The sequence below is a fragment of the Methylobacterium oryzae genome (assembly GCF_036441375.1).
GTDB lineage: Bacteria > Pseudomonadota > Alphaproteobacteria > Rhizobiales > Beijerinckiaceae > Methylobacterium > Methylobacterium oryzae_A.
This window is the reverse complement of record NZ_MLCA01000016.1, coordinates 1-22,227: the sequence shown is the minus strand read 5'-3', so window position 1 is coordinate 22,227 and position 22,227 is coordinate 1. Positions and strand designations below refer to the sequence as shown.

Below are 22,227 nucleotides of genomic sequence, written 5' to 3'. Positions count from 1 at the left end.
CCGATTCACAAGGCACCCGAATCCATGGCTACAGCCACAGCCCATGCCGAGGCCCACGCGGTCCACGACCACAAGCCGTCGTTCTTCGCCCGCTGGTTCCTGTCGACGAACCACAAGGACATCGGCACCCTCTACCTGCTCTTCGCCTTCTGCGCCGGCATGATCGGCGCGTTCCTCTCCTTCGGCATCCGGATGGAGATGGAGGCGCCCGGCCTGCAGTATTTCTCGAATCCCGCGACCTACAACGTGTTCGTCACGGGCCACGGCCTCATCATGGTGTTCTTCATGGTGATGCCGGCGCTGATCGGCGGCTTCGGCAACTGGTTCGTGCCCCTGATGATCGGCGCGCCGGACATGGCGTTCCCGCGCATGAACAACATCTCGTTCTGGCTGACGGTGGCGGGCTTCTGCTCCCTGCTCTGCTCGCTGTTCGTCGAGGGCGCCCCCGGCGCCTCCGGCGCCGGCACCGGCTGGACCGTCTACCCGCCGCTCTCGACCGCCGGCCATCCCGGCCCGGCTGTCGACTTCGCGATCTTCGCCCTGCACCTGTCGGGCGCGGGTTCGATCCTCGGCGCGATCAACTTCATCACCACCATCCTGAACATGCGCGCCCCGGGCATGACGCTGCACAAGATGCCGCTCTTCGCCTGGGCCGAGCTGGTGACCGCGTTCCTGCTGCTCCTGTCGTTGCCGGTGCTCGCGGGCGCCATCACGATGCTGCTGACGGACCGCAACTTCGGCACGACCTTCTTCGACCCGGCCGGCGGCGGTGACCCGATCCTGTACCAGCACCTGTTCTGGTTCTTCGGTCACCCCGAAGTGTACATCATGATCCTGCCGGCTTTCGGCATCGTGTCGCACATCATTGCCACGTTCTCGCGCAAGCCGGTCTTCGGCTACCTCGCGATGGCCTACGCCATGGTGGCGATCGGCGTCGTCGGCTTCGTCGTGTGGGCCCACCACATGTACACGGTCGGCCTGTCGCTGCAGACGCAGTCCTACTTCGTGTTCGCCACGATGGTGATCGCGGTCCCCACCGGGGTGAAGATCTTCTCGTGGATCGCGACCATGTGGGGCGGCTCCATCCGCTTCACCGCCGCGATGCACTGGGCGGTCGGCTTCATCTTCCTCTTCACGGTCGGCGGCGTCACCGGCGTCGTGCTCGCCAACTCGGCGGTCGATAAGTACCTGCACGACACCTACTACGTGGTCGCGCACTTCCACTACGTGCTCTCCCTGGGTGCCGTGTTCATCATCTTCGCCGGTATCTACTACTGGTTCCCGAAGATGACCGGCCACATCATCCCGGAATGGGTCGGCAAGCTGCACTTCTGGCTGGCCTTCATCGGCGCGAACATCCTGTTCTTCCCGATGCACTTCCTCGGCCTGGCCGGCATGCCGCGCCGCTACGCCGACTACCCCGACGCCTTCGCCCAGTGGCACAAGGTGTCGACCTACGGCGGCCACATCTTCGGCCTCGGCATGTTCGTGTTCGTGATCGGCGTGGTCCTGGCCTTCCGCTCGAAGGAGCGGGCCGCGGACAACCCGTGGGGCGAAGGCGCCACCACCCTCGAGTGGACGCTCTCGTCGCCGCCCCCGTTCCACCAGTTCGAGACGCTGCCCCGCATCGTCGACGAGCCGGGCGCGCACTGATAGACACCCCGCGAGGGCCGCATCCGCGGCCCTCGCCCTTCCCCGGAGGCCGCTGGGCCGACCTCCCGGCAAGGGCGAGCGATGAGGGCGATCCGCAGGGGCCGAGGGGACATCCTGGGCCCCGCTCACGCCGATCCTTGGAACACGTCGAATTCGAGACACGACTCGGCCGTGACGCGCGCGGCCGGGCGCCGACACAGCAGCGGCAGACGCGATGACGAGCCTGACGAACACGATCGGACCGGACGTTCCGGCCCCGGCCCTCACGACCGCCGGCGGCGACGTTCCGGACTACTTCGCGCTGCTGAAGCCGCGGGTGATGGTCCTCGTCATCTTCACCGCGCTGGTCGGCATGGTGGTCTCGCAGGGCCACGTGCAGCCGGCTATCGGCGCGATCTCGCTCCTCGCCATCGCGGTCGGTGCCGGGGCGTCCGGCTGCCTCAACATGTGGTGGGACGCCGATATCGACGCGGTCATGAGCCGGACCGCCACCCGGCCGATCCCGTCGGGCCGGATCACCTCGGAGGAGGCGCTCGGCTTCGGGCTGTTCCTCTCGGTCGCCTCGGTGGTCGTGCTCGGGCTCGCCGCCAATCTCCTGGCCGCCGCGCTCCTCGCCTTCACCATCGTGTTCTACGCGGTGGTGTACTCGATGTGGCTGAAGCGGGCGACCGCACAGAACATCGTCATCGGCGGCGCCGCGGGCGCCCTGCCGCCGGTCATCGGTCAGGCGGTGGTGACCGGGTCGATCGGCATCGAGTCGCTGATCCTGTTCGCCATCATCTTCATCTGGACCCCGCCGCACTTCTGGGCGCTCGCCCTGATCAAGGCGGACGAGTACGCCCGTGCCGGCATCCCGATGATGCCCAACGTCGCCGGCCCGGCCTCCACCCGCCGCCAGATCGTGTGGTACTCACTGCTCCTCGCGCCCCTGGGCCTCGTCCCGGTGGCCCTGGGCTTCGGCGGTCTCGTCTACGCGGTCGTCGGCCTCGTGGGCGGCCTCGGCATGGTGGCGTTCAGCATCCGGGTGCTGCGGAATCCCGAGGGCGATGCCGAGCGGCGCGCCGCGATGGGCATGTTCGGATTCTCGATCCTCTACCTGTTCGCGCTGTTCTCGGCGCTCCTGGCCGAGCAGAGCTTCGGCCTGTTCCGCCCGGTCCTGGGTTGAGCGCCATGGTGGATCCGGAGATCCAGTACCGGCCGCTCACGCCCGAGCAGGAGGCGCGGCGCCGCAAGCGGTCTATCGCGATCGCGCTGGCCCTCGGTGCCTGGGTTCTGCTGTTCTTCGTGCTGACGATCGTCAAGCTCGGACCGCAGATCCTGAGCCGGCCGCTCTGAGGCGTTCTGGATGACAGTCCCTCCCTCAGGATCGAACCGAGCCGCGACGCGCACGGCGCTCGCCTGCGCGGGTCTCGCTATCGGCATGGTCGGCCTCGCCTTCGCGTCGGTGCCGCTCTACGACGCCTTCTGCAAGGCGACCGGCTACGACGGCACGCCACGGCAGGGGCCGGCACTCTCGGCCTCCGCGGCGCGGACCGACGACAGCATGGTCGTCCACTTCGACACGAACGTCGCGCCGGGCCTGCCCTGGAAGTTCATCCCGGAGGTGAGCAGCGTCGAGGCGAAGCTCGGCGAGACCAAGACGGTCTTCTTCCGGGTGCAGAACACCGGCAGCACGCCCTCGGCGGGGGTCGCTACCTTCAACGTTCAGCCCGGATTGATGGGCGGCTACTTCGTCAAGATCGCCTGCTTCTGCTTCAACGAGCAGACGCTCCAGCCGGGCGAGACATTGGACGTGCCGGTGGTGTTCTACGTCGATCCGGCCGTGCGGGACGACTCGAACACCGCGCATCTCTCGGAGATGACGCTGTCCTACACGTACTTCGCGTCCAAGAACGGTCAGCCGGTCAAGGCGACGGTGGCGAAATCGTCTTCTTCGGGCACGAAGGGCGATTTCTGATCGCGGACCCGTGACAACACGGGGCCGCACCGACTAAAGCTGCGAGCAAGCTTGGGCGTGGTGCGTGCCGCGCCCGGCCAAGGGCAAGCAACGAACAGCGTAAGGCCGGGAACGGCGCAGGGCGCGAGGGTGAGGAGCGACGGGACGATGGCCGAGGCGCACGCCAAGAATCACGACTTTCACATCCTGAATCCGAGTCCGTGGCCGTTGATCGGGGCCTTTTCGGGCTTCCTCATGGCGTTCGGCGCCGTGTTCTGGATGAAGAGTCTCCAGATCGGCACCCTGACCCCGGGCCCCTACATCTTCGGGGCCGGCACGATCGGTGTCCTCTACACGATGTTCTCGTGGTGGAAGGACGTCGCCCACGAGGCCAATTCCGGCGATCACACCCGGGTTGTCCAGTTGCACCACCGCTACGGCATGATGATGTTCATCGCCTCCGAGGTGATGTTCTTCGTCGCTTGGTTCTGGGCCTATTTCGAGGCCGCCCTCTACACCGCCGACCCGATCCAGGTCTCGCGCGTGGAGTTCACCGGCGGCGTGTGGCCCCCGAAGGGCATCGAGGCGTTCGATCCCTGGCACCTGCCGCTCCTGAACACGCTGATCCTGCTCACCTCGGGCACCACCGTGACCTGGGCGCACCACGCCCTGATCGAGGGCGACCGCAAGGGCCTGAAGTACGGGCTGTGGCTGACCATCATCCTCGGCGTGCTGTTCACCGCCTGCCAGGCCTACGAGTACAGCCACGCCGAGTTCGGCTTCTCGGGCAGCATCTACTCGTCGACCTTCTTCATGGCGACGGGCTTCCACGGCGCCCACGTGATCATCGGCACCATCTTCCTGGCCGTGTGCCTGTTCCGCGCCTACGCGGGCCAGTTCACCCCGCGTCAGCACCTCGGCTTCGAGTTCGCCGCTTGGTACTGGCACTTCGTCGACGTCGTGTGGCTATTCCTGTTCGCCGCCATCTACGTGTGGGGCTCGGGCGTCTTCCACGGTGGCGGCGCTCACTGAGCGGAACCATCCCGCCGCTGCATGGCGGGCCTGCGAAGGGCGGCTCAGGCCGCCCTTTTGCATTTCGGACGGGTCGTCATCCCCATATGGATAGGACGGCCCGGGCACGGGGCGATCGGGGCCCGCGCGGATCAGTGCTGGAGTGTGCCCGTGGACAACCGAACCTTCTCGCCGCCGCCGCCGATCCCCACCGGCCTGCGCGGCCGCTGCCCGCGCTGCGGCGAGGGTCACCTGTTCAAGGGATTCCTGAGCCTGCGCCCCTCCTGCGAGGCCTGCCGCCTCGACTACGCGCATTTCGATTCGGCGGACGGGCCGGCCTTCTTCGTCATGTCGATCGTCGGCCTGGTCGTCGTCGGCCTCGCTTTGTGGCTGGAGATCACGTACGAGCCGCCGATCTGGGTCCACGCCCTGGTGGCCCTGTCACTCTCGGTCGGACTCAGCCTGATCCTGGTGCGGCCCCTCAAGGGCCTGCTGATCGCCCTGCAGTTCAGCAACCGGGCCGAGGAAGGGCGCTTCGAACCGTGACCGGAACCGGACTGCAACGGGCCGCTTGGCGCGACCTCGTCGCGCCCGGTCTCGCCTCGCTGATCGCCCTGGCCATCCTGCTGGGCCTCGGGACATGGCAGCTCGAGCGCAAGGCCTGGAAGGAAGACCTCATCGCCCGCATCGTGCGTCAGAGTCGCGCCGAGCCGGTGGCACCGCCGGCTGCGGATGCCTGGGATCCGGCGCGCGACGAGTTTCGGCATGTCCGAGTCAGCGGTGAGTTCCTCAACGACCGGGAGACCCTGGTCCACGGACTGGCGGCCGGCGAGACTCCGGGCCGCGCGCTTCAGGGCTACTACGTGCTCACGCCGTTCCGCCGGAATGACGGCCGTGTCGTGCTGGTCAATCGGGGCTTCGTTCCGACGGAGCTGAAGGCGCAGGCCGATCGCCGGGACGGCCTGATCGACGGACCGACAACCGTGACCGGCATTCTCCGCGCGAGCGAGGCCCGGGGTCTGTTCGTGCCTGAGCCGGATCCCGCCCGCGGGGAGTGGTTCAACCGGGACATCGCGGGGATCGCGGCGGCGCGCGGCCTCGGCACGGTGGAGCCTTACCTGGTCGAGGCCGACGCCGTCCCGGGCCAGACGACGTGGCCGCGCGGCGGTCAACTGCGGGTCGATCTGCCGAACAACCACCTGCAGTACGCTTTCACCTGGTTCGGCCTCGCCGCCTGCCTGATCGGCGTCTTCTCGGTCTTCGCGTGGCGGCGCCTGCACGATTCGCCCGCGGCCCGCGCCGCCTAGGATAAAGCAGCAGGCGCAGGATCTCGGCGAAGAAAAGTGTCGCCGAGATCGGCCGAAAAACGGCAACCCGTTCCTTTGACCCACGGCCGTCGCCCCGGAATACTTTCTGTGTTCTTGAGCGATCGGCCGCGCGCTGCATAGTGTATTCAGTTCGCGGCGATCTTCCGAAGACGTCACGGCGCCGGACCGCCGTGCAACTGAGGTAACGCCGGATGACCAGCCATCTCGCCGACGCGGCACGCGAGCCAATCCGCTTCGCCTACTGGGTGCCCAACGTCTCGGGCGGCCTCGTGATCAGCAAGATCCCCCAGCGCACGAGCTGGGATGCCGAGTACAATCGCAAGCTGGCCCAGATCGCCGAGGAGGCCGGGTTCGATTACGGGCTGACGCAGATCCGGTTCACCGCGGGCTACGGCGCCGAGTACCAGCACGAATCGGTCGCCTTCAGCCACGCTCTGCTGGCCGCGACCACCAAGCTCAAGGTGATCGCGGCGATCCTGCCCGGGCCGTGGCACCCCACGCTCGCCGCCAAGCAGATCGCCACGATCTCGCAGCTCACCGAGGGCCGCATCGCGGTCAACATCGTCTCGGGCTGGTTCTCGGGCGAGTTCCGGGCGATCGGCGAGCCGTGGCTCGACCATGACGAGCGCTACCGTCGGTCGGAGGAGTTCATCCGCAGCCTGCGCGGGATCTGGACGCAGGACAACTTCACCTTCCGCGGCGACTTCTACCGCTACAGCGACTACACGCTGAAGCCGAAGCCGGCCCAGCCGCTGCCGGAGATCTTCCAGGGCGGCTCGTCGCGGGCGGCGCGCGACATGGCGACCCGGGTCTCCGACTGGTACTTCACCAACGGCGGGTCGCCGGAGACGATCCGCACCCAGGTGGATGACATCCGCGCCAAGTCGGCCGTGACCGGCAACCATCCCCGGATCGGCGTGAACGCCTTCGTGATCGCCCGCGACACCGAGGAGGAGGCCCGGGCCGTCCTGCAGGAGATCATCGACAACGCCGACCCGGACGCCGTGAAGGCCTTCGGCCACGAGGTGAAGAATGCCGGCAAGGCCTCGCCGGAAGGGGAAGGCAACTGGGCGAAGTCGACCTTCGAGGATCTCGTCCAGTACAACGACGGCTTCAAGACCAACCTGATCGGCACGCCAGATCAGATCGCCGAGCGGATCCTCGCGCTGAAGGATGCGGGCGCGGACCTGGCCCTGCTGGCCTTCCTGCATTTCCAGGAGGACGTCGCGTATTTCGGCACGCACGTCATCCCGCGGGTCCGCGCGCTCGAGGCCGCCCGCGACCGGCGCGCCGAGGCGGCCTGAGCGCCGCACACTTGACCAAATCCTTCCTGACCGGAGTGAGCCATGAACATCGCCGTCGATGCGCGCACGCTCGAGCCGGAGCGCCGCCCGGGCGCCCCCGGCCCCGCGCGGCCGCCCTCCCCTGCCCACGTTATCCGTGACGATGCCGAGGCGTTGGACGTGGCCCAACGGCTGGCGTCCGCTTTCCGGGCCGGCGCCTCGGAGCGCGACCGTCACGCCGTGCGGCCGCTCGCTGAACTCGACGCCTTCTCGCAGAGCGGCCTCTGGTCGATCAACGTGCCGCGGGCCTATGGCGGCCCGGAGGTCTCGTACCGGACCCTCGCGCAGGTGATCGCCAACGTGGCGGCCGCCGATCCGGCCATCGCGCAGATCGCCCAGAACCACCTCGGCATCCTGGCGGCGATCCGGACCGTGTCGGACGAGGCGCAGAAGCACCTGCTCTTCGGTGAGGTTCTGCGCGGCACGCGGTTCGGCAACGCCTTCTCGGAGCGCGGCACCAAGCGAGCGGCCGATTTCGACACCCGCTTCACCGATCACGGCGACCACGTCGTCGTGCGAGGCCAGAAGTTCTACGCCACGGGTGCCCTCCTGGCGCATCTCGTGCCGATCGTCGCCCTCGATGGCGAAGGGCGCGCCTGGTACGCCATCGCCGAGCGGGACGCGCCCGGCCTGACGGTGATCGACGACTGGTCGAGCTTCGGCCAGCGCGGCACGGCGAGCGGGACGGTGCGAATCGACGACGTCCGTGTGCCGAAGACCCACCTGGTTCCCGCCTGGAAGGGCTACGCGGCGCCCACCGCCGACGGCGCGGTGTTCCAGATTATCCAGGCGGCAATTGATGCGGGGATCGGCCGCGAGGCCCTCGACGACACCATCGCCTTCGTCCGCGAGAAGGCCCGCCCCTGGATCGACAGCGGGCTGGAGCGGGCCGCCGACGATCCCTACACGATCCAGGCGATCGGCGACCTGACCATCCGGCAGCACGCCGCCGAGGCGCTGCTCGACCGGGCCGGTCTCGCCCTCGACGCGGCCGTCGCGCGGCCGGATGCCGAAACGGTCGCGGCGGCGCAGATCGCCGTCGCCGAGGCGAAGGTGCTGACGACCGAGGTTGCCCTCGCGGCGTCGAACAAGCTGTTCGAGCTGTCGGGGACCCGCTCGACCCTGGCGGCCGAGAATCTCGACCGCCACTGGCGGAACGCGCGCACGCACACGCTGCACGACCCGGTCCGCTGGAAATACGCGATCGTCGGCGACCACGCCCTCAACGGCGCGACTCCGCCGCTCCACGCCTGGAGCTGAGCGGCAGGGCTACAGCACCGGCAAGCCCCGCGCCTTGGCCTCCTCGCCGGGCTCGACATGGATGGTCACCACCGCCCCGGGAATCGTCGTCTCCAGGGCGGTCTCGAGCCGGTCGCAGATCGCGTGGGAATCCTCGACGGTCATCGCGCCGGGGACGACGAGGTGGAAGTCGATGAAGGTCGCCTGCCCGGCGGAGCGGGTGCGCACGTCGTGCGCCTCCAGCGCGCCCTCGCCGTGCTGGGAGATGAGCGACCGGATCTGGCTGACCATCTCGGCCGGGGCAGCCCGGTCCATGAGTCCGTCCACCGATTCCCGGACCATGCGGAAGCCGGACCACAGGATGTTCATGGCGACCAGCCCGGCCACCACGGGATCGAGGACGGGGTACCCCGTCACCACCACGGCGCCGACGCCGGCGAGGACGCCGCAGGACGTGACCACGTCGGCGAAGACGTGGCGCGCGTCGGCGATCAGCGCGGGCGACCGCCACCGCCGGCCCCAGCGCATCAGCGCCGCCGCCCAGACCGCGTTGACGATCCCGGCCGCGAAGTTGATCGCGAGGCCGATCGCGGGCGCGTCGAGGGGCTTCGGGGCGAGAAGCCCGAAATAGGATTCGCGCAGGATCAGCAGGGCTGCCACCACGATCAGCGCGCCCTCGATCACTGCGGAGAAGAACTCCGCCTTGTGGTGACCGTAGGGATGGTCCTCGTCGGCCGGGCGCGCCGCGACCCGCAGCGCCACGAAGGCGCCCACCGCGGCGACCACGTTGATGATGCTCTCCAGCGCGTCGGAGTACAGGGCGAGGCTGCCGGTGAGCCACGCCGCGTAGAACTTCATCGCCGTGACGGCGAGGCCGATGCCCGCGCTGAAGAGGGCGGCTTTCTGGGTGCGGTCCATGGTTCGCGCCGTTGGGGTGACGCCGCGCCCATACGGCACCGGCCACGGCCAAGGCCACGGCAAAGGTTCGACGCCGTCGAAAACGTGTTAGCCGCGGCTAAGTCTCCGGCGCGCCGCCGTCGTCCCGGGCGGCCTCGCGGAGCCGGCTCGGCTCCGCCTTGGCGCGCGCGGCCTCCGCCTTGCGCAGGTAGCGATGGCGCTGCCAGGCGAAGCGCGCCGCGGCGGCGAGGGCCTCCAGCCGGGCGGCCTCGCGCGCCCAGTACCCGAGGAGCTGCCCGTCGAGCGTGACCCGCCGGGGGCGACCACGAGGCGTCACGCGTCGTGCCCCCGCGGCGCCGGCGGCTCGCCCGTCTCGGCCACGACCAGGGCGTCCGGATCGCCGCGGAAGCTGCCGGCGCCGGTATTCGGCACCGGGATTCCGGGGCTGCCGAAGGGCTGGCTCGGGTAGGCCGATTCGAACTTCGCGCGGGCGGTGTCGGGATCCTCGGCCTTCAGCACGATCTCGGACGTGCCGGGGAGCGGCCAGCGGGGATCGGCGGCGTCACGGGGGCGAACGGCGTACCAGGGCATGGATCGGGAGCCTCGCGTCTCGGTGACGCTGGAAACGGACGCGCTCCCCGGCGGTTCCGCGGTTGAAACCGCGTGCCGTTCGGTGCAGGCAGCCGGCGATGCGCGTGGACCTCTTCGATTTCGAGCTGCCGGAGACCAGCATCGCCCTGCGCCCGGCCGAGCCGCGCGACGCCGGGCGGATGCTCGTGGTCAGCCCCGGCGCGCCGCTGGCCGACCGGACCGTGCGCGACCTGCCCGACGCCCTCCGGGCCGGCGACGCCCTGGTCTTCAACGACACGCGGGTGATCCCGGCCCGGCTGAACGGCGTGCGCACCCGGCCCGGTGCCCCCGGCCAGCGCACCGAGGTGATGCTCCACCTGCGCGAGGCTCCCGACCGCTGGCGCGCCTTCGCGCGTCCGGCCAAGCGGCTCGCGGCGGGCGACGCGCTGCGCTTCGGCGATTTGGCGGCGACCGTTCTCGAGAAGGCCGAGGCCGGCGAGATCGTCCTCGCCTTCGACCGGGCCGGGCCCGACCTCGACGCGGCCATCGCCGCGGAGGGTGCCCTGCCGCTGCCCCCCTACATCGCGGGCAAGCGCGCCACGGATGACCGCGACGCCACCGATTACCAGACGGTCTACGCCCGCAATCCGGGGGCGGTAGCGGCCCCCACGGCCGGCCTGCACTTCTCCGACGCGCTGCTGGCCGATCTCGACGCCGCCGGTCTGCGGCGCCACCACGTCACGCTGCATGTCGGGGCCGGGACCTTCCTGCCGGTCAAGGCCCAGGACACTGACGGGCACCGCATGCACGCGGAGGTCGGCATCCTCGACGCCGCCACGGCCGACGCCCTGAATGCCGCGCGGGCCGCGGGCGGCCGGATCGTCGCGGTGGGCACCACGGCGCTGCGCCTGCTGGAGAGCGCGGTCCGCCCGGACGGGACGCTCGCGCCCTTCTCGGGGCCGACGGAAATCTTCATCACGCCGGGCTACCGGTTCCGCGCGGTCGACGCGCTCGTGACCAACTTCCACCTGCCGCGCTCGACGCTGTTCATGCTGGTCTCCGCCTTTTCCGGCCTTGAGACCATGCGTGCGGCCTACGCGCACGCGATCGGCGCCGGCTACCGCTTCTACTCCTACGGCGACGCGAGCCTGCTCTTCCCGGACCCGCGCGCGGACATTCCATGATCGACAGCCCTTCCTTCAGCTTCGACCTGCTGGCCCGGGACGGCACCGCCCGCACCGGCGTGATCGCGACGCCGCGGGGCGAGATCCGGACCCCGGCCTTCATGCCGGTGGGCACCGCCGCGACCGTCAAGGCCATGTATCCCGACCAGGTCCGCGATCTCGGCGCCGACGTGGTGCTGGGCAACACCTATCACCTGATGCTGCGGCCCGGCCCGGAGCGCATGGCCCGGCTCGGCGGCCTGCACCGCTTCATGAACTGGGACCGGCCGATCCTGACGGATTCGGGCGGATTCCAGGTAATGTCGCTCTCCGCCTTGCGGAAGATCGACGAGCAGGGCGTGACCTTCCGCTCGCATATCGACGGCACCGCCCATCACATGAGCCCGGAGCGCTCCATCGAGATCCAGGGCCTGCTCGGCTCGGACATCCAGATGCAGCTCGACGAGTGCGTGCGCCTGCCGGCGGACCACGCGGCGATCGAGAAGGCCATGCACCTGTCCCTGCGCTGGGCGGAACGCTGCCGCGTCGCGTTCGGCGAGCAGCCGGGCCGCGCTCTGTTCGGGATCGTCCAGGGCGGCGATGTGCCGGCCCTGCGGGTCGAGAGTGCCCGCGCCCTGACGGATCTCGGTCTCAAGGGCTACGCGGTGGGTGGCCTCGCCGTGGGCGAGCCCCAGGCGGTGATGTTCGCGATGATCGAGTCGGTGGAACCGCACCTGCCGGCGGCGAAGCCCCGCTACCTGATGGGTGTCGGCACGCCGGACGATATCCTCGGCGCAGTCGCCCGCGGGATCGATATGTTCGACTGCGTTATGCCGACCCGCGCAGGGCGGCACGGCCTCGCCTACACGCGCCACGGGCGCGTCAATCTTCGCAACGCCCGCCACGCCGAGGTGACCGCGCCGCTCGACGAGGCGTCGACCTGTCCTGCCGCCCGGGACTATTCCCGAGCCTACCTGCACCATCTCGTGCGCTCCAACGAGATCCTCGGGATGATGCTGCTGACTTGGAACAACCTCGCCTATTATCAGGAGCTGATGGCCGGGGCGCGCGCGGCGATCCGCGACGGCCGCTACGCGGATTACTGCGCCGAGACTCGCGCGGGCTGGGCCAGCGCCGAGCGCGCCGCCGCCTGAGGGCCGGTCACGGGTGAACGAGCACCCGGTACTCCCCGTCCGGATCGTCGCGGCCAGTGGCGACGGCGCTCGCGAGATCGGCGACGATGCGCGCTGCCACGGGCAGGCGGTAATGCAGCGCGTCCCAGTAATTCGCGTCCCGGGTCGTCAGCGGCGAGATCCGGCGAAAATCCACCACGACTGCGCCGTGGCGCTTCCCAATCATCGCGGCGCGCGCCTTGCACGCACCCTCGCGCCGGCCCAGCGCCGATTCGGGTGCGCCCTGGGCCGCCGCGTGAACCGGCATGAAAGCCACGATCTTCAAGGCCTCCGCGGGCACACGGCCGAGGAGGTCGCCCAGTCGGTCGAGAGCCGGCATCGGTGCGTCGGGCGGTTCCGCAACCGCCGGATCGACGCGGCCCGCACGGATATGGGTCTGAGCGCGACCGAGGTCGTAACGCGTTTCCGGCGGGGTAAACACCGCGTAGCCGTCGCCGCGGATCCGCGCCCGAGCCAGCCCGAGATCGGCGAGCCCGGCCTGGATCGCGGTCGTGACCGAGCGCAGGTTAACCTGCCGCAGCACGTCGCCGGGAGCCCTGTCGGCGTAGAGCCAGTCGGGGAAGGCGTTGGCGGTGCGGGCCGGCGGTTCGGCGGCGCACCACGTGGCGTCGAGGCCGAACAGGACCGCGTGGATCGGCCTGCGGCCCAGGAACAGCGCGGCGAGGCGGAGTTGCTCGTCGGGCGTGGCGGCATTCACCGCCAGATTGGCGAAGCGGACGCCGAAGGCCGCATCCAGGGCCTGCGGGTCGAGCAGCCGCGCGGTCGAGGTGCCGAAGACCGCCGCGTCGAACGCCCCGCCGCGGGCGATCTGCGGATACGAGAGCCGCTGATTGGCGTCCAGGATCGGCCCCGGCGGATGGCCGGGCGCGGCCCGCAGACCGTAGGGATCGACCGCGGCCACGAGCCCGACCACCGCCGAACCGATGACGGCGGCGCTGATGAGGAAACTGCGCGCGAAGCCGATCCATCCTGCGGGTCGCCGGACGGCCTGGCTGGGGGTAGGCGAATCCATCGGCCCGCGTCATACGCCGTTTCGAGACCTGCGTCGCAGGCATCGTGTCGCCGCTTTCGCTGTCTGAAGGCGGAATGCGCGCCCTGCGGCGCATCCCGCGGATCGCCTTCCGTTTGACGCCGGCGGATCGACAAACCGCGTGAACCAATAGACAGCCAACCGCATAGACTGACCGAGACGCCGCTCGGCACACATGTGCGGCGCGCGGAGGCACGATGACGTTCACCGCACACAACATCCGCCTCGCGGACGGGTCCGAGACCTTGCCCGAGGCCGGTTGGCTGATCGCCGACAGCCCCTGGACGCAGGCGGCGCTACGCTCGCTCCGATTGTTCTACGGGCACAGGCTGGCCGGCCGCTCGATCGTGGATCTGGGCTGCCTCGAGGGCGGGTACACGCTCGAATTCGCCCGCGCCGGGATGCGCGCGACCGGCGTCGAGGTGCGCCAGTCGAATTTCGAGAATTGCCTGCGGGTCAAGGACGGCGCGGCCGTTCCGGACCTCGCCTTCGTCAACGACGACGTCTGGAACCTCGCGGCCCACGGGCCCTTCGATGCCGCCTTCTGCTGCGGATTGCTCTACCACCTCGACCGGCCGGCCGCCTTCATCCGTCTGATGGCCGCTTGCGTGCGCGACGTGATCATCCTGCACACGCATTTCGCGACCGAAACCAACGAGGCCCTGTTCCAGCTCTCTCCGCCCGCCGAGAACGAAGGTCTGCCGGGTCGCTGGATGCACGAGCACGATCTCGACGACACGAGCCAGCTCGAGGCGCACAAGTGGACGTCGTGGAGCAACAAGCACTCTTTCTGGCCCACCAAGCCGGCCCTGATTCAACTCCTCAAGGAGTGCGGCTTCGACATGGTCTACGAGCAGTACGACATGCTCGGGCGCGACATCCGCGGCTCGATGGAGAGCGGTTACTATCATCAGCAGGGCCGGAGCATGTTCGTGGCCATGCGGACCTGAGCATCCCCGACGCCCGCATCAATTTAGAATTCACCATCCTCAAAGTCTTGCGTTATTCGGACGAACGCGATCCTGATCAGCAATGCCCGCTTAATTCTTGTGGCAGATAAATCGCAACATCGGCCTCATTTCGCAAAGTTCCGGCGCCATGTTCGCGACGAGCCTCGCCCTGTGGGTGACAGCCATCCTGATCCCGATCGCTTGGCTCCATATCCAGGTCCGCGTCACGGAGCGGTGTCGCCGCACGGTCCGACCGCACATCGAGCGACTGCTCATCGAGAACCGATGGTTGGAACGCCACGCGCGCGGTCCGGCCGCGTTCGAGATCCTGTGGGACCGGGAATTGGTTCGGTTGCGCCGCGCTCATCTCCCGAGGCCGCTCCGCGCCGTCGTGCCGATCGGCGGCTTCCGTCGACTCGTTCGGGCGGAATTCGCGTCGATCCTTCCGGCTGAGCTCGCGTCCTGGACGTTCGTCGATCGCATCAGTTCCTCGCAGGCAAGCTACGAGGCGCTGATGCTCCGGTGCCTGAAGGCGGCCGGGTGGCGGCTGGACTATCAGGATCAGGAGCACTTCGTCCTCCTCCGGGCCCGAACGCGCGTCGTCGTCTGCCTGCACTGGACGGATCGCGATATCGCGTGCCTCCCGATCTCGGACGTCGCGGCAACGGCGGAGCGCGCCGGATCTTCCACGGCGTGCGTGATGACCAATGGCCGGTTCAGCGGCGCGGCGCGCGCCATGGCGGAGGAGCAGAACGTCCTGGCGCTCCACTGCTCACAGATCGACCTGTTGTTGCCTCGGGACCGTACGATGGGCACGCCCCGCCGCGTCCCCGGAAGCGGCCTCCGCCTGGCGGCTTGACCGCGTCGCGGAATCCGCTCCGCCGACGCGAACATGTGCGCCCGCGCGATTCCAGCACTCGCAACCCGCCACAGAGACGACCCTCGCGCGGGGGGAACGTCGGTCGTGAGCCTGTCTGACAGTGTGGCACCGGCGTGCGGCATCGCCGCTTCCGTCGTGGTTGGCAGCCTTCTGTTCGGCTATGCGGTTTTCGGACAGAAACTGGTCCTGTCCCTGAGCACGGGCTGACGGAACTGCTTCCCACGAATGGCCGCCCCATCCGATGAGGATGGCGATTCAAGCCGCTGCAAGGGTGTCGGACGAAAGGTGGATCCGCAGGTCGACTTCGCGCGCCACCTCCGGTCACCGGAGGACGACCGTGCGCACACCGTCCAGATCACGGTGAGATCGCTCGGGTGTCACGACGATGCCCCGGGCGATTGAGATGCGGCGTCCTCGGCCATCTGATCGAGCGCCTCGCGCATCGACTCCCATCCGCCGGCGGGGGCACGGAGTTGGGCGACGATCTTGCGTCGATACCGGAGCGGCTTACCGCTGGCTGCGGGATCCACGATCAGCATCTCCAGGGCCATGCTGCCGACGCCGAGCCCGGTCCCCTGCGTGGCGACCACTTCGAAGTAGATGACCGGTGCCTCCAGGCCGCCCTCGGCCTCCTCCGGGATGATCGGGGCAAGCCTCGGTCTGAACATCTTCATCCGCGTTTGGCCCCCGCTCCCAGGTTCGGCAACCGCGAAGCCGGCGGCACACCGGCCGGAACCCGGCAACTCCCCTGGCGTCGTAAAAAATCTTTTAGGTCGGCATAATATCGTTTAGGTGTTTCTTACGGCTCGTCAAGGTGTGTGGCTTCGCGTTCAGCGCGGCGGGCACTCGCGTAGCGCGACAATCCCGCGGCACCGGTCGGGGCATCGTCGTCGCCTGCCCAACTTTCGGCGAACACGGTGCTCGGCTCGCGCGGAGCGATCCGACGGTTCGAGTCACATCGAACCGAGAGGCGCATCGGTGGAGCGCGTGGCCCGTGCTGTGGCGGCGTCACGAGCGCCCGCGAACGCGCGTGGGACCCTTCACGCGCCCCAATCTGTCACGCCCGCGGGCTTACCGCAGCGCGCCCTGCTGCTATCGTGCGCGGCGGCGCTCGCCAACGCATCGAGCGCCCCTGTCCTTGCCCGCCCGGTCCGCCGCGGCGGGCATATTTTTCCCCAATCGGGGCAACGCCCGCGTCACCGTGCCGGTCAGGCGCTGAGGCCGAAACTCGGTCGAGTCCGTCGAGGCGGATGGACCAGTCCGCGCTTCCCGGAACGGACCGACCCGCGACCGAAGCGGACGCGCTCTCCGAGTTGCCGACGGGCGTGTTCATCCAGCGATGGCAGCAGATCACCGGCGAGCCGCCCGCCGTTCTTTTGAACTCACGGTCGGCGATGATCGCGCTTCTCGCGGAGAGCGTAGCCAACGCGCCGCTCATGCCTCAGCGCGGGATGTCCGGCAGGACGAATGGCGCAGACATTTCACCTAAGAACCGCGATACGCGCGGCACCCATGCGCCGGATCCGGGATGAGCGGCGCGCAGATCGCCAGGGTCTCCGCGTGACCGGTTCGCGGTCCCGGATCGCCTGCGGGCAAGTCGAGATCCGAGATAAACTTGAGAGATCTCGGGAAATTTGGTCGGAGTGGCAGGATTTGAACCTGCGACCCCCACGTCCCGAACGTGGTGCGCTACCAGACTGCGCTACACTCCGAAGGCCGCCCCGCGTGTCCGCCAGGACCGGCGAGCGGGTGTATAGCCGCGCCTTTCCCCCACCGCAAGCGCGGTGTTGCGCCTTTTCAGCCGAGATGATCGGGCCAGTCGTCCGCGAGACGGTGGCGGGTGATGTCCGCGTCCGCGGATCGGACCGCCACGGTGGCGACATGCGCGGCCCCACAATCGAGCTCTTCCAGGCTCCACGGGCCGCTCAGGTTCCACGACGCGTCGCCGGCCGCCCGCATCAGGCGCGGTGGTTCGGGGGGCACGCTGACGCTGAACCGATCGAGGGGCAGCGACAGGCCGCTCCCAAGGGCCTTCACGACCGCTTCCTTGCGGGTCCACAGGCCGAAGAAGCTGTGCGCGATCACGTTTCGGTGGGCCCGGGCCAGGGTCGACACTTCGTCGGCGGCGAAATGCGCCGCCGCAATCCGCAGCGCGTCCGGGATCGGCCGCACGGCCTCCACATCGACGCCGATCGCCGCGTCACGGGCCAGGCCGATCAGCGCGCGCGCTCCGGAATGGGACAGGTTGAAGTCCGCGGCGCCCCGCGCCGCGCCCGCGAGCTCCGGCTTGCCGCCGGGCCCGACCGCGAACTCCACATTAGCCGGCGCGACACCGAGCGCGTCGGCGAGGATCAGGCGCAGCGCGGCGTGGCTGGCGCGGAACCGGGCCCTATCCGCCGGGCGCAGGAACCGGTCGGCCCGCGCACGCTCCGCGGCGTCGAGCACACGGTCGCACCGCTCGATCTGATCCCGCGACAGGGCGAGATCGACGATCCAGACCTGCGCCGCGCTCACGCGACACCTCGCGAGGACGGAGAAGTGGCGCTAGCGTCTGGGAGGCGAAACGGCACGGGCGGCGATCCGGTGAACAGGCGATGAGCAGCATCGGGAAGCGGCCCCTCTCCTGCAAGGCGCACCGCGCTCCGTGACGCCCCAGATCGCGGATCGTCGCGGCGGCCTCGCGACCAGACCGAGCCTTGGCCAGCGGTCCATCCGCTACGGGGTCTTCTTCACGACCTACCTCTACCAGGGCCTCATCGCGGGGTTCTCGCTCACCGCGCTCGCCAATCACCTCGCGGCGCAGGGCGTCTCCTCGACCGAGATCGGCTTGCACTTCGCCCTGGCGGGCCTTCCCTGGACTTTGCAGCCCCTGCTCTGGGGGCCCTGGGTAGACCGCGCCGGCGACACGCGGGTGGGACGGCGCCGGCCCTTCGCGGTCGCGGCGCTCGTCGGATGCCACGCAACGCTGGCGCTCCTCCTCGTCGCGGGAACCGACGCCGTCGGCGCGCTCGGCCTGGTCTTCCTCGTCCACAGCCTGTTCGCGTCGCTCCTCGACACCGCCTGCGACCGGATGATCATGGATCATGTTCCGGCCGAGGAACTCGGCCGGGTCAGCGCCTGCACCCGCGCCGGCTTCGTGGCCGGAACTGGCCTCAGCGCCGCGCTCTTCGGCTGGACGCTCGCGAGCTGGGGCTTCGGGGCGAGCGCCCGCTGCCTGCTCGCCGCCGCGATCCTCGCGAGCCTGCCGATGCTGCTGGTCCGCGAGACCCCGACCGATCCGATCTGGTCGCTCGAAGGCCGCGGACCGGCGCCGCGGCGCGTCCCGTTCCGCCGCTTCCTGCGCCGGACGGCCGTCGCCCTGCGCCGTCCGCGCGCCCTGCGGCTGCTCGCCCTGTGCTTCGGCCTGGACGCGGCGCTCGGCCTGTTCGAGCTGCCCTTCTCGGTCGACCTCCTCCAGCGGCAGGGCTGGGAGGCCGCCGGCCTGTCGCGCCTCCAGGCGGTGCTGACCCTGGTGAGCGGCACGGCCGGCGCCGTCGCGGTGGGGCTCTGGTCGGACCGCGCCGGGGCTGCAGCGCCGCTTCGCGCCCTGCTTCTGGGCAGCGCCGTCACCTTCTTGCTGGCCGGGGGCCTGATCGGTGCCGGCCTCGTCGGGGCCGCGGCCCCGGCGATCCTGGCACTCACCAGCGTGCTGCCCGGCCTGCTGATCGTCGCGCTGATGCCGGCCCTGCTCGAGGCGAGCCGGGGCCGACCGGGCGCGGCCACGCAGTTCGAGGTATACATGGCGGCGATGAATCTCGGCTCGGTCTCCGGGACCGCGGTCGCGGGCTGGCTGGCCCCCGTGCTGCCGCTCCAGGCGGTCGCCGCCCTGGTCGCCGCGACGTTCTTCGCGGCCTTCCGGATGGCTGAGCGCGGCGATCTGCTCGCCTCCCGTTCTTGAGAGAAGCGGGGAGTGTTGGCCCCCGCCGACTCCCCCTCGGCCGCCGATGCGTTAGAACCCCGGCATGGCCGTCACGAAATCCGATCCGCTCGATCTCGACCTCACCGCCGAGGAAGCGCGCGCCGAGTACGCGCGGCTGTCGGACGCGATCCTGGAGGCCGACCGCCTCTACTATCAGGAGGACGCTCCCGAGATTTCGGACGCCGAGTACGACCGGCTGCGCCGCCGCCTGGAAGACATCGAGGCCCGCTTCCCGGATCTCGCCGGCACCGGTGCCGCGAGCGCTTCGGTCGGCGCCAAGCCCTCGGAGAAGTTCGCCAAGGTGCGGCACGCCGTGCCCATGCTCTCGCTCGGCAACGCCTTCGACGACGCGGAGGTGGCCGAATTCGTCGCGCGCGTGCGCCGCTTCCTCGGCTGGCCGGACGACGCCCCCCTCGCCTTCACGGCCGAGCCGAAGATCGACGGCCTGTCCCTGTCCATGCGCTACGTGAACGGCCGGCTCGACACCGCCGCCACCCGCGGCGACGGCGAGGTCGGCGAGAACGTCACGGCCAATGCCCGCACGGTGCAGGACATCCCGGCGGTGCTCGCGGGGTCCGGCTGGCCGGAGATCTGCGAGGTGCGCGGGGAGGTCTACCTGTCCCACGCCGATTTCGCCGCGATCAACGCCCGGCAGGAGGCGGCCGGCAAGCCGCTCTTCGCCAATCCCCGCAACGCCGCGGCCGGCAGCCTGCGCCAGCTCGATCCCGCGATCACCGCGTCCCGGCCGCTGCGTTTCTTCGCCTATGCCTGGGGCGAGCTGTCGGCGCCCATTGCCGACACGCAGTCCGGCGTGCTGGAGCGCTTCGCGTCCTGGGGCCTGCCGGTGAACCCGCGCACCGAGACCTTCACCGACACGGAGGCGATGCTCGCCCATTACCGCCGCATCGAGGCGGACCGCGCCGGGCTCGGCTACGACATCGACGGCGTCGTCTACAAGGTCGACGACCTCGGGCTCCAGAAGCGGCTGGGCTTCGTCTCGCGCTCGCCCCGCTGGGCGCTCGCCCACAAATTCGCCGCCCAGGAAGCCACGACGGTGGTCGAGGACATCGTCATCAATGTCGGCCGCACCGGCTCGCTGAACCCGCTCGCCAAGCTCCGTCCGGTGACGGTCGGCGGCGTGGTGGTCTCGAACGCCACCCTCCACAACGAGGGCTACGTGAAGGGGGTCGGCGCCGACGGCGAGCCGATCCGCGACGGCCGCGACATCCGCGTCGGCGACACCGTGACGGTGGTCCGGGCCGGGGACGTCATCCCCAAGGTCATGGACGTCAACCTCACCAAGCGCCCGGCCGGCTCGCGGCCCTACGCCTTCCCGGAGACCTGCCCGGCCTGCGGCAGCCGCGCCGTCCGCGCCATCAACCCGCGCACCGGCCGCCCCGACGCTGTGCGCCGCTGCACCGGCGGGCTGATCTGCCCGGCGCAGGGCGTCGAGCGGATGAAGCACTTCGTGTCGCGCAACGGCTTCGACATCGAGGGCTTCGGCGAGACCTATATCGAGGTCCTGTTCGAGGCCGGGCTCGTGCGCCAGCCCGCCGACCTGTTCCGCCTCGACTTCGAGGAACTCAAGGCCGCCATCGTGGCGCGGCGCGAAGCGCTGTCGGCCGAGCGGCGCGCGGAATCGGGGACGAGCGAGCCGCCGAAGAAGGCCGCCAAGAAGAAGGGCGACGAGGACGACAAGGCGATCAGGAACCTGCTGGCCGCCGTCGAGGCGCGGCGCGCCGTGCCGATGAACCGCCTGCTCTTCGCCCTCGGCATCCCGCAGATCGGCGAGGCGACCGCCAAGGCGCTGGCGAAGCGCTTCGCCGACATGCCGACACTGATCGCGGCGATCCGCGAGGCCGCGGCGGCGCAGCCCGGTCCCGACTGGGTCGAGCTCACCGCGGTGCCGCGGGTCGGGGGCACGACCCGGGACCGACTCCTCGATCTCGGCTTCCCGGAGGACGACGCGGCGCCGGCCAAGGAGCGGGCGCGCCTGAGCGCCGTGCAGCGCGAGAACCTCCTCGCCCATTACGGCGACGTCGACGCGGTGCGCGCGGCGATCGCGCGGGCTGCGGCGCAGCGTCCCGGCGATGCCTACCGGGTCTTCGCCGACGACGGCGAGATCGGTCCCGTGGCGACCGACGCGCTGCTCCTGTTCTTCTCCGAGCCGCACAACGCCGACGCCGTCACGGCGCTGCTCGACGCGGTCGCGGTGCAACCGATGGAGCGCACCGCCTCGGCCTCCACCTTCGCGGGCAAGACCGTGGTCTTCACCGGCACCCTTGAGAAGATGACCCGCAACGAGGCCAAGGCGGTGGCCGAGCGCCTCGGCGCCAAGGTCTCGGGCTCGGTCTCGGCCAAGACCGACCTGGTCGTGGCGGGCCCGGGTGCGGGCTCGAAGCTGAAGGACGCGCAGAAGCACGGGGTCCGGGTCGTCTCGGAGGACGATTGGCTGGCGTTGGTGGCGCAGGGTTGAAGCGCGAGTCCGGGCGGCCTAGACCTCCGGGGGAACACCCCGAGAACTTCCACCCGGCATGGTTGAACCTCGATGACGGTCCTGGCCCTCGACTTCGAGACGGCCAACGAGCGGCGTGACAGCGCCTGCGCGGTGGGTCTCGCCTGGATCGCGGAGGGGCGGGTCGTGCGCCGCGAGAGCCACCTGATCCGGCCGCCCGAGATGCGCTTCGCGCCGGGCAACATCCGCGTGCACGGCATTCTGCCGGCCGACGTCGCCGACAAGCCCGACTTCGCGGCCGTCATGGCGCCCTATCTCGGCGATCTCGGGCGGGGGCTGATCCTGGCGCACAACGCGAGCTTCGATATCGGCGTCCTGCGCGCCGGGCTGACGCGGGCGGGCCTGCCCGTGCCCGATCTCGCCTATCTCTGCACGGTCCAGGTGGCGCGCCGGGTCTTCCCGTCGCCGGAAGGATGCGGACTGGGCAAGGTGGCGCGGCGCCTCGGCATCCGCTTCGAGCACCACGATGCCGGCGAGGACGCCTTCGCCTGCGCGGAGATCGCGCTCGCCGCGATGCGCGAGCGGGCGGTCGCGGACGTGCACGCCCTCGCGGCCGCGCTC

General features: G+C 70.0%; 23 protein-coding genes and 1 tRNA gene. 17 read left to right on the top strand and 7 right to left on the bottom strand.

Annotated elements, in window-relative coordinates:
- Positions 1-24: 24 nt before the first annotated feature.
- The 9 genes from ctaD (at position 25) to MOTC310_RS29235 (ending at position 8,531) form a co-directional block, all read left to right on the top strand.
- Positions 25-1,653: a cytochrome c oxidase subunit I gene (ctaD, locus tag MOTC310_RS29275; protein WP_331304311.1), complete on the top strand. Its 1,629-nt coding sequence runs from the start codon at positions 25-27 to the stop codon at positions 1,651-1,653.
- 214 nt (positions 1,654-1,867) lie between these two features.
- Complete coding sequence (locus MOTC310_RS29270; protein ID WP_331292330.1) at positions 1,868-2,818, top strand: heme o synthase; 951 nt, start codon at positions 1,868-1,870, stop codon at positions 2,816-2,818.
- Between the two features lie 5 nt (positions 2,819-2,823).
- Positions 2,824-2,988: a hypothetical protein gene (locus MOTC310_RS29265; protein ID WP_331292331.1), complete on the top strand. Its 165-nt coding sequence runs from the start codon at positions 2,824-2,826 to the stop codon at positions 2,986-2,988.
- 10 nt (positions 2,989-2,998) lie between these two features.
- On the top strand, positions 2,999-3,610 hold the full coding sequence (locus tag MOTC310_RS29260; RefSeq protein ID WP_331304310.1) for a cytochrome c oxidase assembly protein: 612 nt from the start codon (positions 2,999-3,001) through the stop codon (positions 3,608-3,610).
- A 147-nt stretch (positions 3,611-3,757) separates the two neighbouring features.
- Positions 3,758-4,621 (top strand): cytochrome c oxidase subunit 3, encoded by an 864-nt coding sequence (locus MOTC310_RS29255; protein ID WP_331292333.1) that lies wholly within the window; start codon positions 3,758-3,760, stop codon positions 4,619-4,621.
- A 150-nt stretch (positions 4,622-4,771) separates the two neighbouring features.
- Positions 4,772-5,146 (top strand): DUF983 domain-containing protein, encoded by a 375-nt coding sequence (locus MOTC310_RS29250; protein WP_331304309.1) that lies wholly within the window; start codon positions 4,772-4,774, stop codon positions 5,144-5,146.
- The gene (locus MOTC310_RS29245; protein WP_331304308.1) at positions 5,143-5,907 is read left to right on the top strand and encodes an SURF1 family protein; all 765 of its coding nucleotides are present in this window, start codon (positions 5,143-5,145) and stop codon (positions 5,905-5,907) included. Before MOTC310_RS29250 ends, MOTC310_RS29245 begins: the two co-directional genes overlap by 4 nt.
- 212 nt (positions 5,908-6,119) lie before the next feature.
- Positions 6,120-7,232 carry a dimethylsulfone monooxygenase SfnG gene (sfnG, locus tag MOTC310_RS29240; protein ID WP_331304307.1) on the top strand — a complete coding sequence of 371 codons (1,113 nt, stop codon included), beginning with the start codon at positions 6,120-6,122 and terminating at the stop codon, positions 7,230-7,232.
- Positions 7,233-7,274: 42 nt separating this feature from the next.
- Complete coding sequence (locus MOTC310_RS29235; RefSeq protein WP_331304306.1) at positions 7,275-8,531, top strand: SfnB family sulfur acquisition oxidoreductase; 1,257 nt, start codon at positions 7,275-7,277, stop codon at positions 8,529-8,531.
- A 9-nt stretch (positions 8,532-8,540) separates the two neighbouring features.
- Here the strand turns inward: MOTC310_RS29235 and MOTC310_RS29230 are convergent, their stop codons facing one another.
- The 3 genes from MOTC310_RS29230 to MOTC310_RS29220 all read right to left on the bottom strand — a co-directional run bounded on the left by MOTC310_RS29230 (position 8,541) and on the right by MOTC310_RS29220 (position 9,998).
- Positions 8,541-9,428 (bottom strand): cation diffusion facilitator family transporter, encoded by an 888-nt coding sequence (locus MOTC310_RS29230; protein ID WP_331304305.1) that lies wholly within the window; start codon positions 9,426-9,428, stop codon positions 8,541-8,543.
- 97 nt (positions 9,429-9,525) lie between these two features.
- A complete protein-coding gene (locus MOTC310_RS29225) occupies positions 9,526-9,744 on the bottom strand; it encodes a hypothetical protein (protein ID WP_331304304.1) in 219 nt (72 codons plus the stop codon).
- A complete protein-coding gene (locus tag MOTC310_RS29220) occupies positions 9,741-9,998 on the bottom strand; it encodes a hypothetical protein (protein ID WP_331304303.1) in 258 nt (85 codons plus the stop codon). The genes MOTC310_RS29225 and MOTC310_RS29220 overlap by 4 nt, the downstream gene beginning before the upstream one ends.
- 98 nt (positions 9,999-10,096) lie before the next feature.
- Here MOTC310_RS29220 and queA point away from each other — a divergent pair, with 98 nt between their 5' ends.
- Both queA and tgt read left to right on the top strand, forming a co-directional pair.
- On the top strand, positions 10,097-11,161 hold the full coding sequence (gene queA, locus MOTC310_RS29215; RefSeq protein ID WP_331304302.1) for a tRNA preQ1(34) S-adenosylmethionine ribosyltransferase-isomerase QueA: 1,065 nt from the start codon (positions 10,097-10,099) through the stop codon (positions 11,159-11,161).
- On the top strand, positions 11,158-12,294 hold the full coding sequence (gene tgt / locus MOTC310_RS29210; RefSeq protein WP_331304301.1) for a tRNA guanosine(34) transglycosylase Tgt: 1,137 nt from the start codon (positions 11,158-11,160) through the stop codon (positions 12,292-12,294). Before queA ends, tgt begins: the two co-directional genes overlap by 4 nt.
- 7 nt (positions 12,295-12,301) lie before the next feature.
- On the opposite strand, the gene MOTC310_RS29205 is transcribed toward tgt, so the two are convergent.
- Positions 12,302-13,345 carry a hypothetical protein gene (locus MOTC310_RS29205; protein WP_331304300.1) on the bottom strand — a complete coding sequence of 348 codons (1,044 nt, stop codon included), beginning with the start codon at positions 13,343-13,345 and terminating at the stop codon, positions 12,302-12,304.
- 215 nt (positions 13,346-13,560) lie between these two features.
- Between MOTC310_RS29205 and MOTC310_RS29200 the strand changes: the two genes are divergently transcribed.
- Together MOTC310_RS29200 and MOTC310_RS29195 are read left to right on the top strand one after the other, a co-directional pair.
- On the top strand, positions 13,561-14,313 hold the full coding sequence (locus tag MOTC310_RS29200; protein WP_331304299.1) for a class I SAM-dependent methyltransferase: 753 nt from the start codon (positions 13,561-13,563) through the stop codon (positions 14,311-14,313).
- Between the two features lie 148 nt (positions 14,314-14,461).
- Positions 14,462-15,172, top strand: a complete 711-nt coding sequence (locus tag MOTC310_RS29195) for a hypothetical protein (protein ID WP_331304298.1) — start codon at positions 14,462-14,464, stop codon at positions 15,170-15,172.
- A gap of 398 nt (positions 15,173-15,570) precedes the next feature.
- Here MOTC310_RS29195 and MOTC310_RS29190 read toward each other — a convergent pair whose 3' ends face one another.
- Positions 15,571-15,861: a hypothetical protein gene (locus tag MOTC310_RS29190; RefSeq protein WP_331304297.1), complete on the bottom strand. Its 291-nt coding sequence runs from the start codon at positions 15,859-15,861 to the stop codon at positions 15,571-15,573.
- 582 nt (positions 15,862-16,443) lie between these two features.
- Here MOTC310_RS29190 and MOTC310_RS29185 point away from each other — a divergent pair.
- Positions 16,444-16,725 (top strand): hypothetical protein, encoded by a 282-nt coding sequence (locus MOTC310_RS29185; protein ID WP_331304296.1) that lies wholly within the window; start codon positions 16,444-16,446, stop codon positions 16,723-16,725.
- Positions 16,726-16,828: 103 nt separating this feature from the next.
- Here MOTC310_RS29185 and MOTC310_RS29180 read toward each other — a convergent pair.
- Positions 16,829-16,905 (bottom strand) — tRNA-Pro (locus MOTC310_RS29180).
- An 85-nt stretch (positions 16,906-16,990) separates the two neighbouring features.
- The gene (locus MOTC310_RS29175; protein ID WP_331304295.1) at positions 16,991-17,707 is read right to left on the bottom strand and encodes a 4'-phosphopantetheinyl transferase family protein; all 717 of its coding nucleotides are present in this window, start codon (positions 17,705-17,707) and stop codon (positions 16,991-16,993) included.
- 130 nt (positions 17,708-17,837) lie between these two features.
- On the opposite strand from MOTC310_RS29175, the gene MOTC310_RS29170 reads away from it, so the two are divergent.
- The 3 genes from MOTC310_RS29170 to MOTC310_RS29160 all read left to right on the top strand — a co-directional run.
- Positions 17,838-19,130, top strand: a complete 1,293-nt coding sequence (locus MOTC310_RS29170; protein WP_331304294.1) for an MFS transporter — start codon at positions 17,838-17,840, stop codon at positions 19,128-19,130.
- 64 nt (positions 19,131-19,194) lie between these two features.
- Complete coding sequence (ligA, locus tag MOTC310_RS29165; RefSeq protein WP_331304293.1) at positions 19,195-21,627, top strand: NAD-dependent DNA ligase LigA; 2,433 nt, start codon at positions 19,195-19,197, stop codon at positions 21,625-21,627.
- Between the two features lie 72 nt (positions 21,628-21,699).
- Positions 21,700-22,227: 3'-5' exonuclease (locus MOTC310_RS29160; RefSeq protein ID WP_331304292.1), on the top strand; the 528-nt coding region annotated here is incomplete at its 3' end.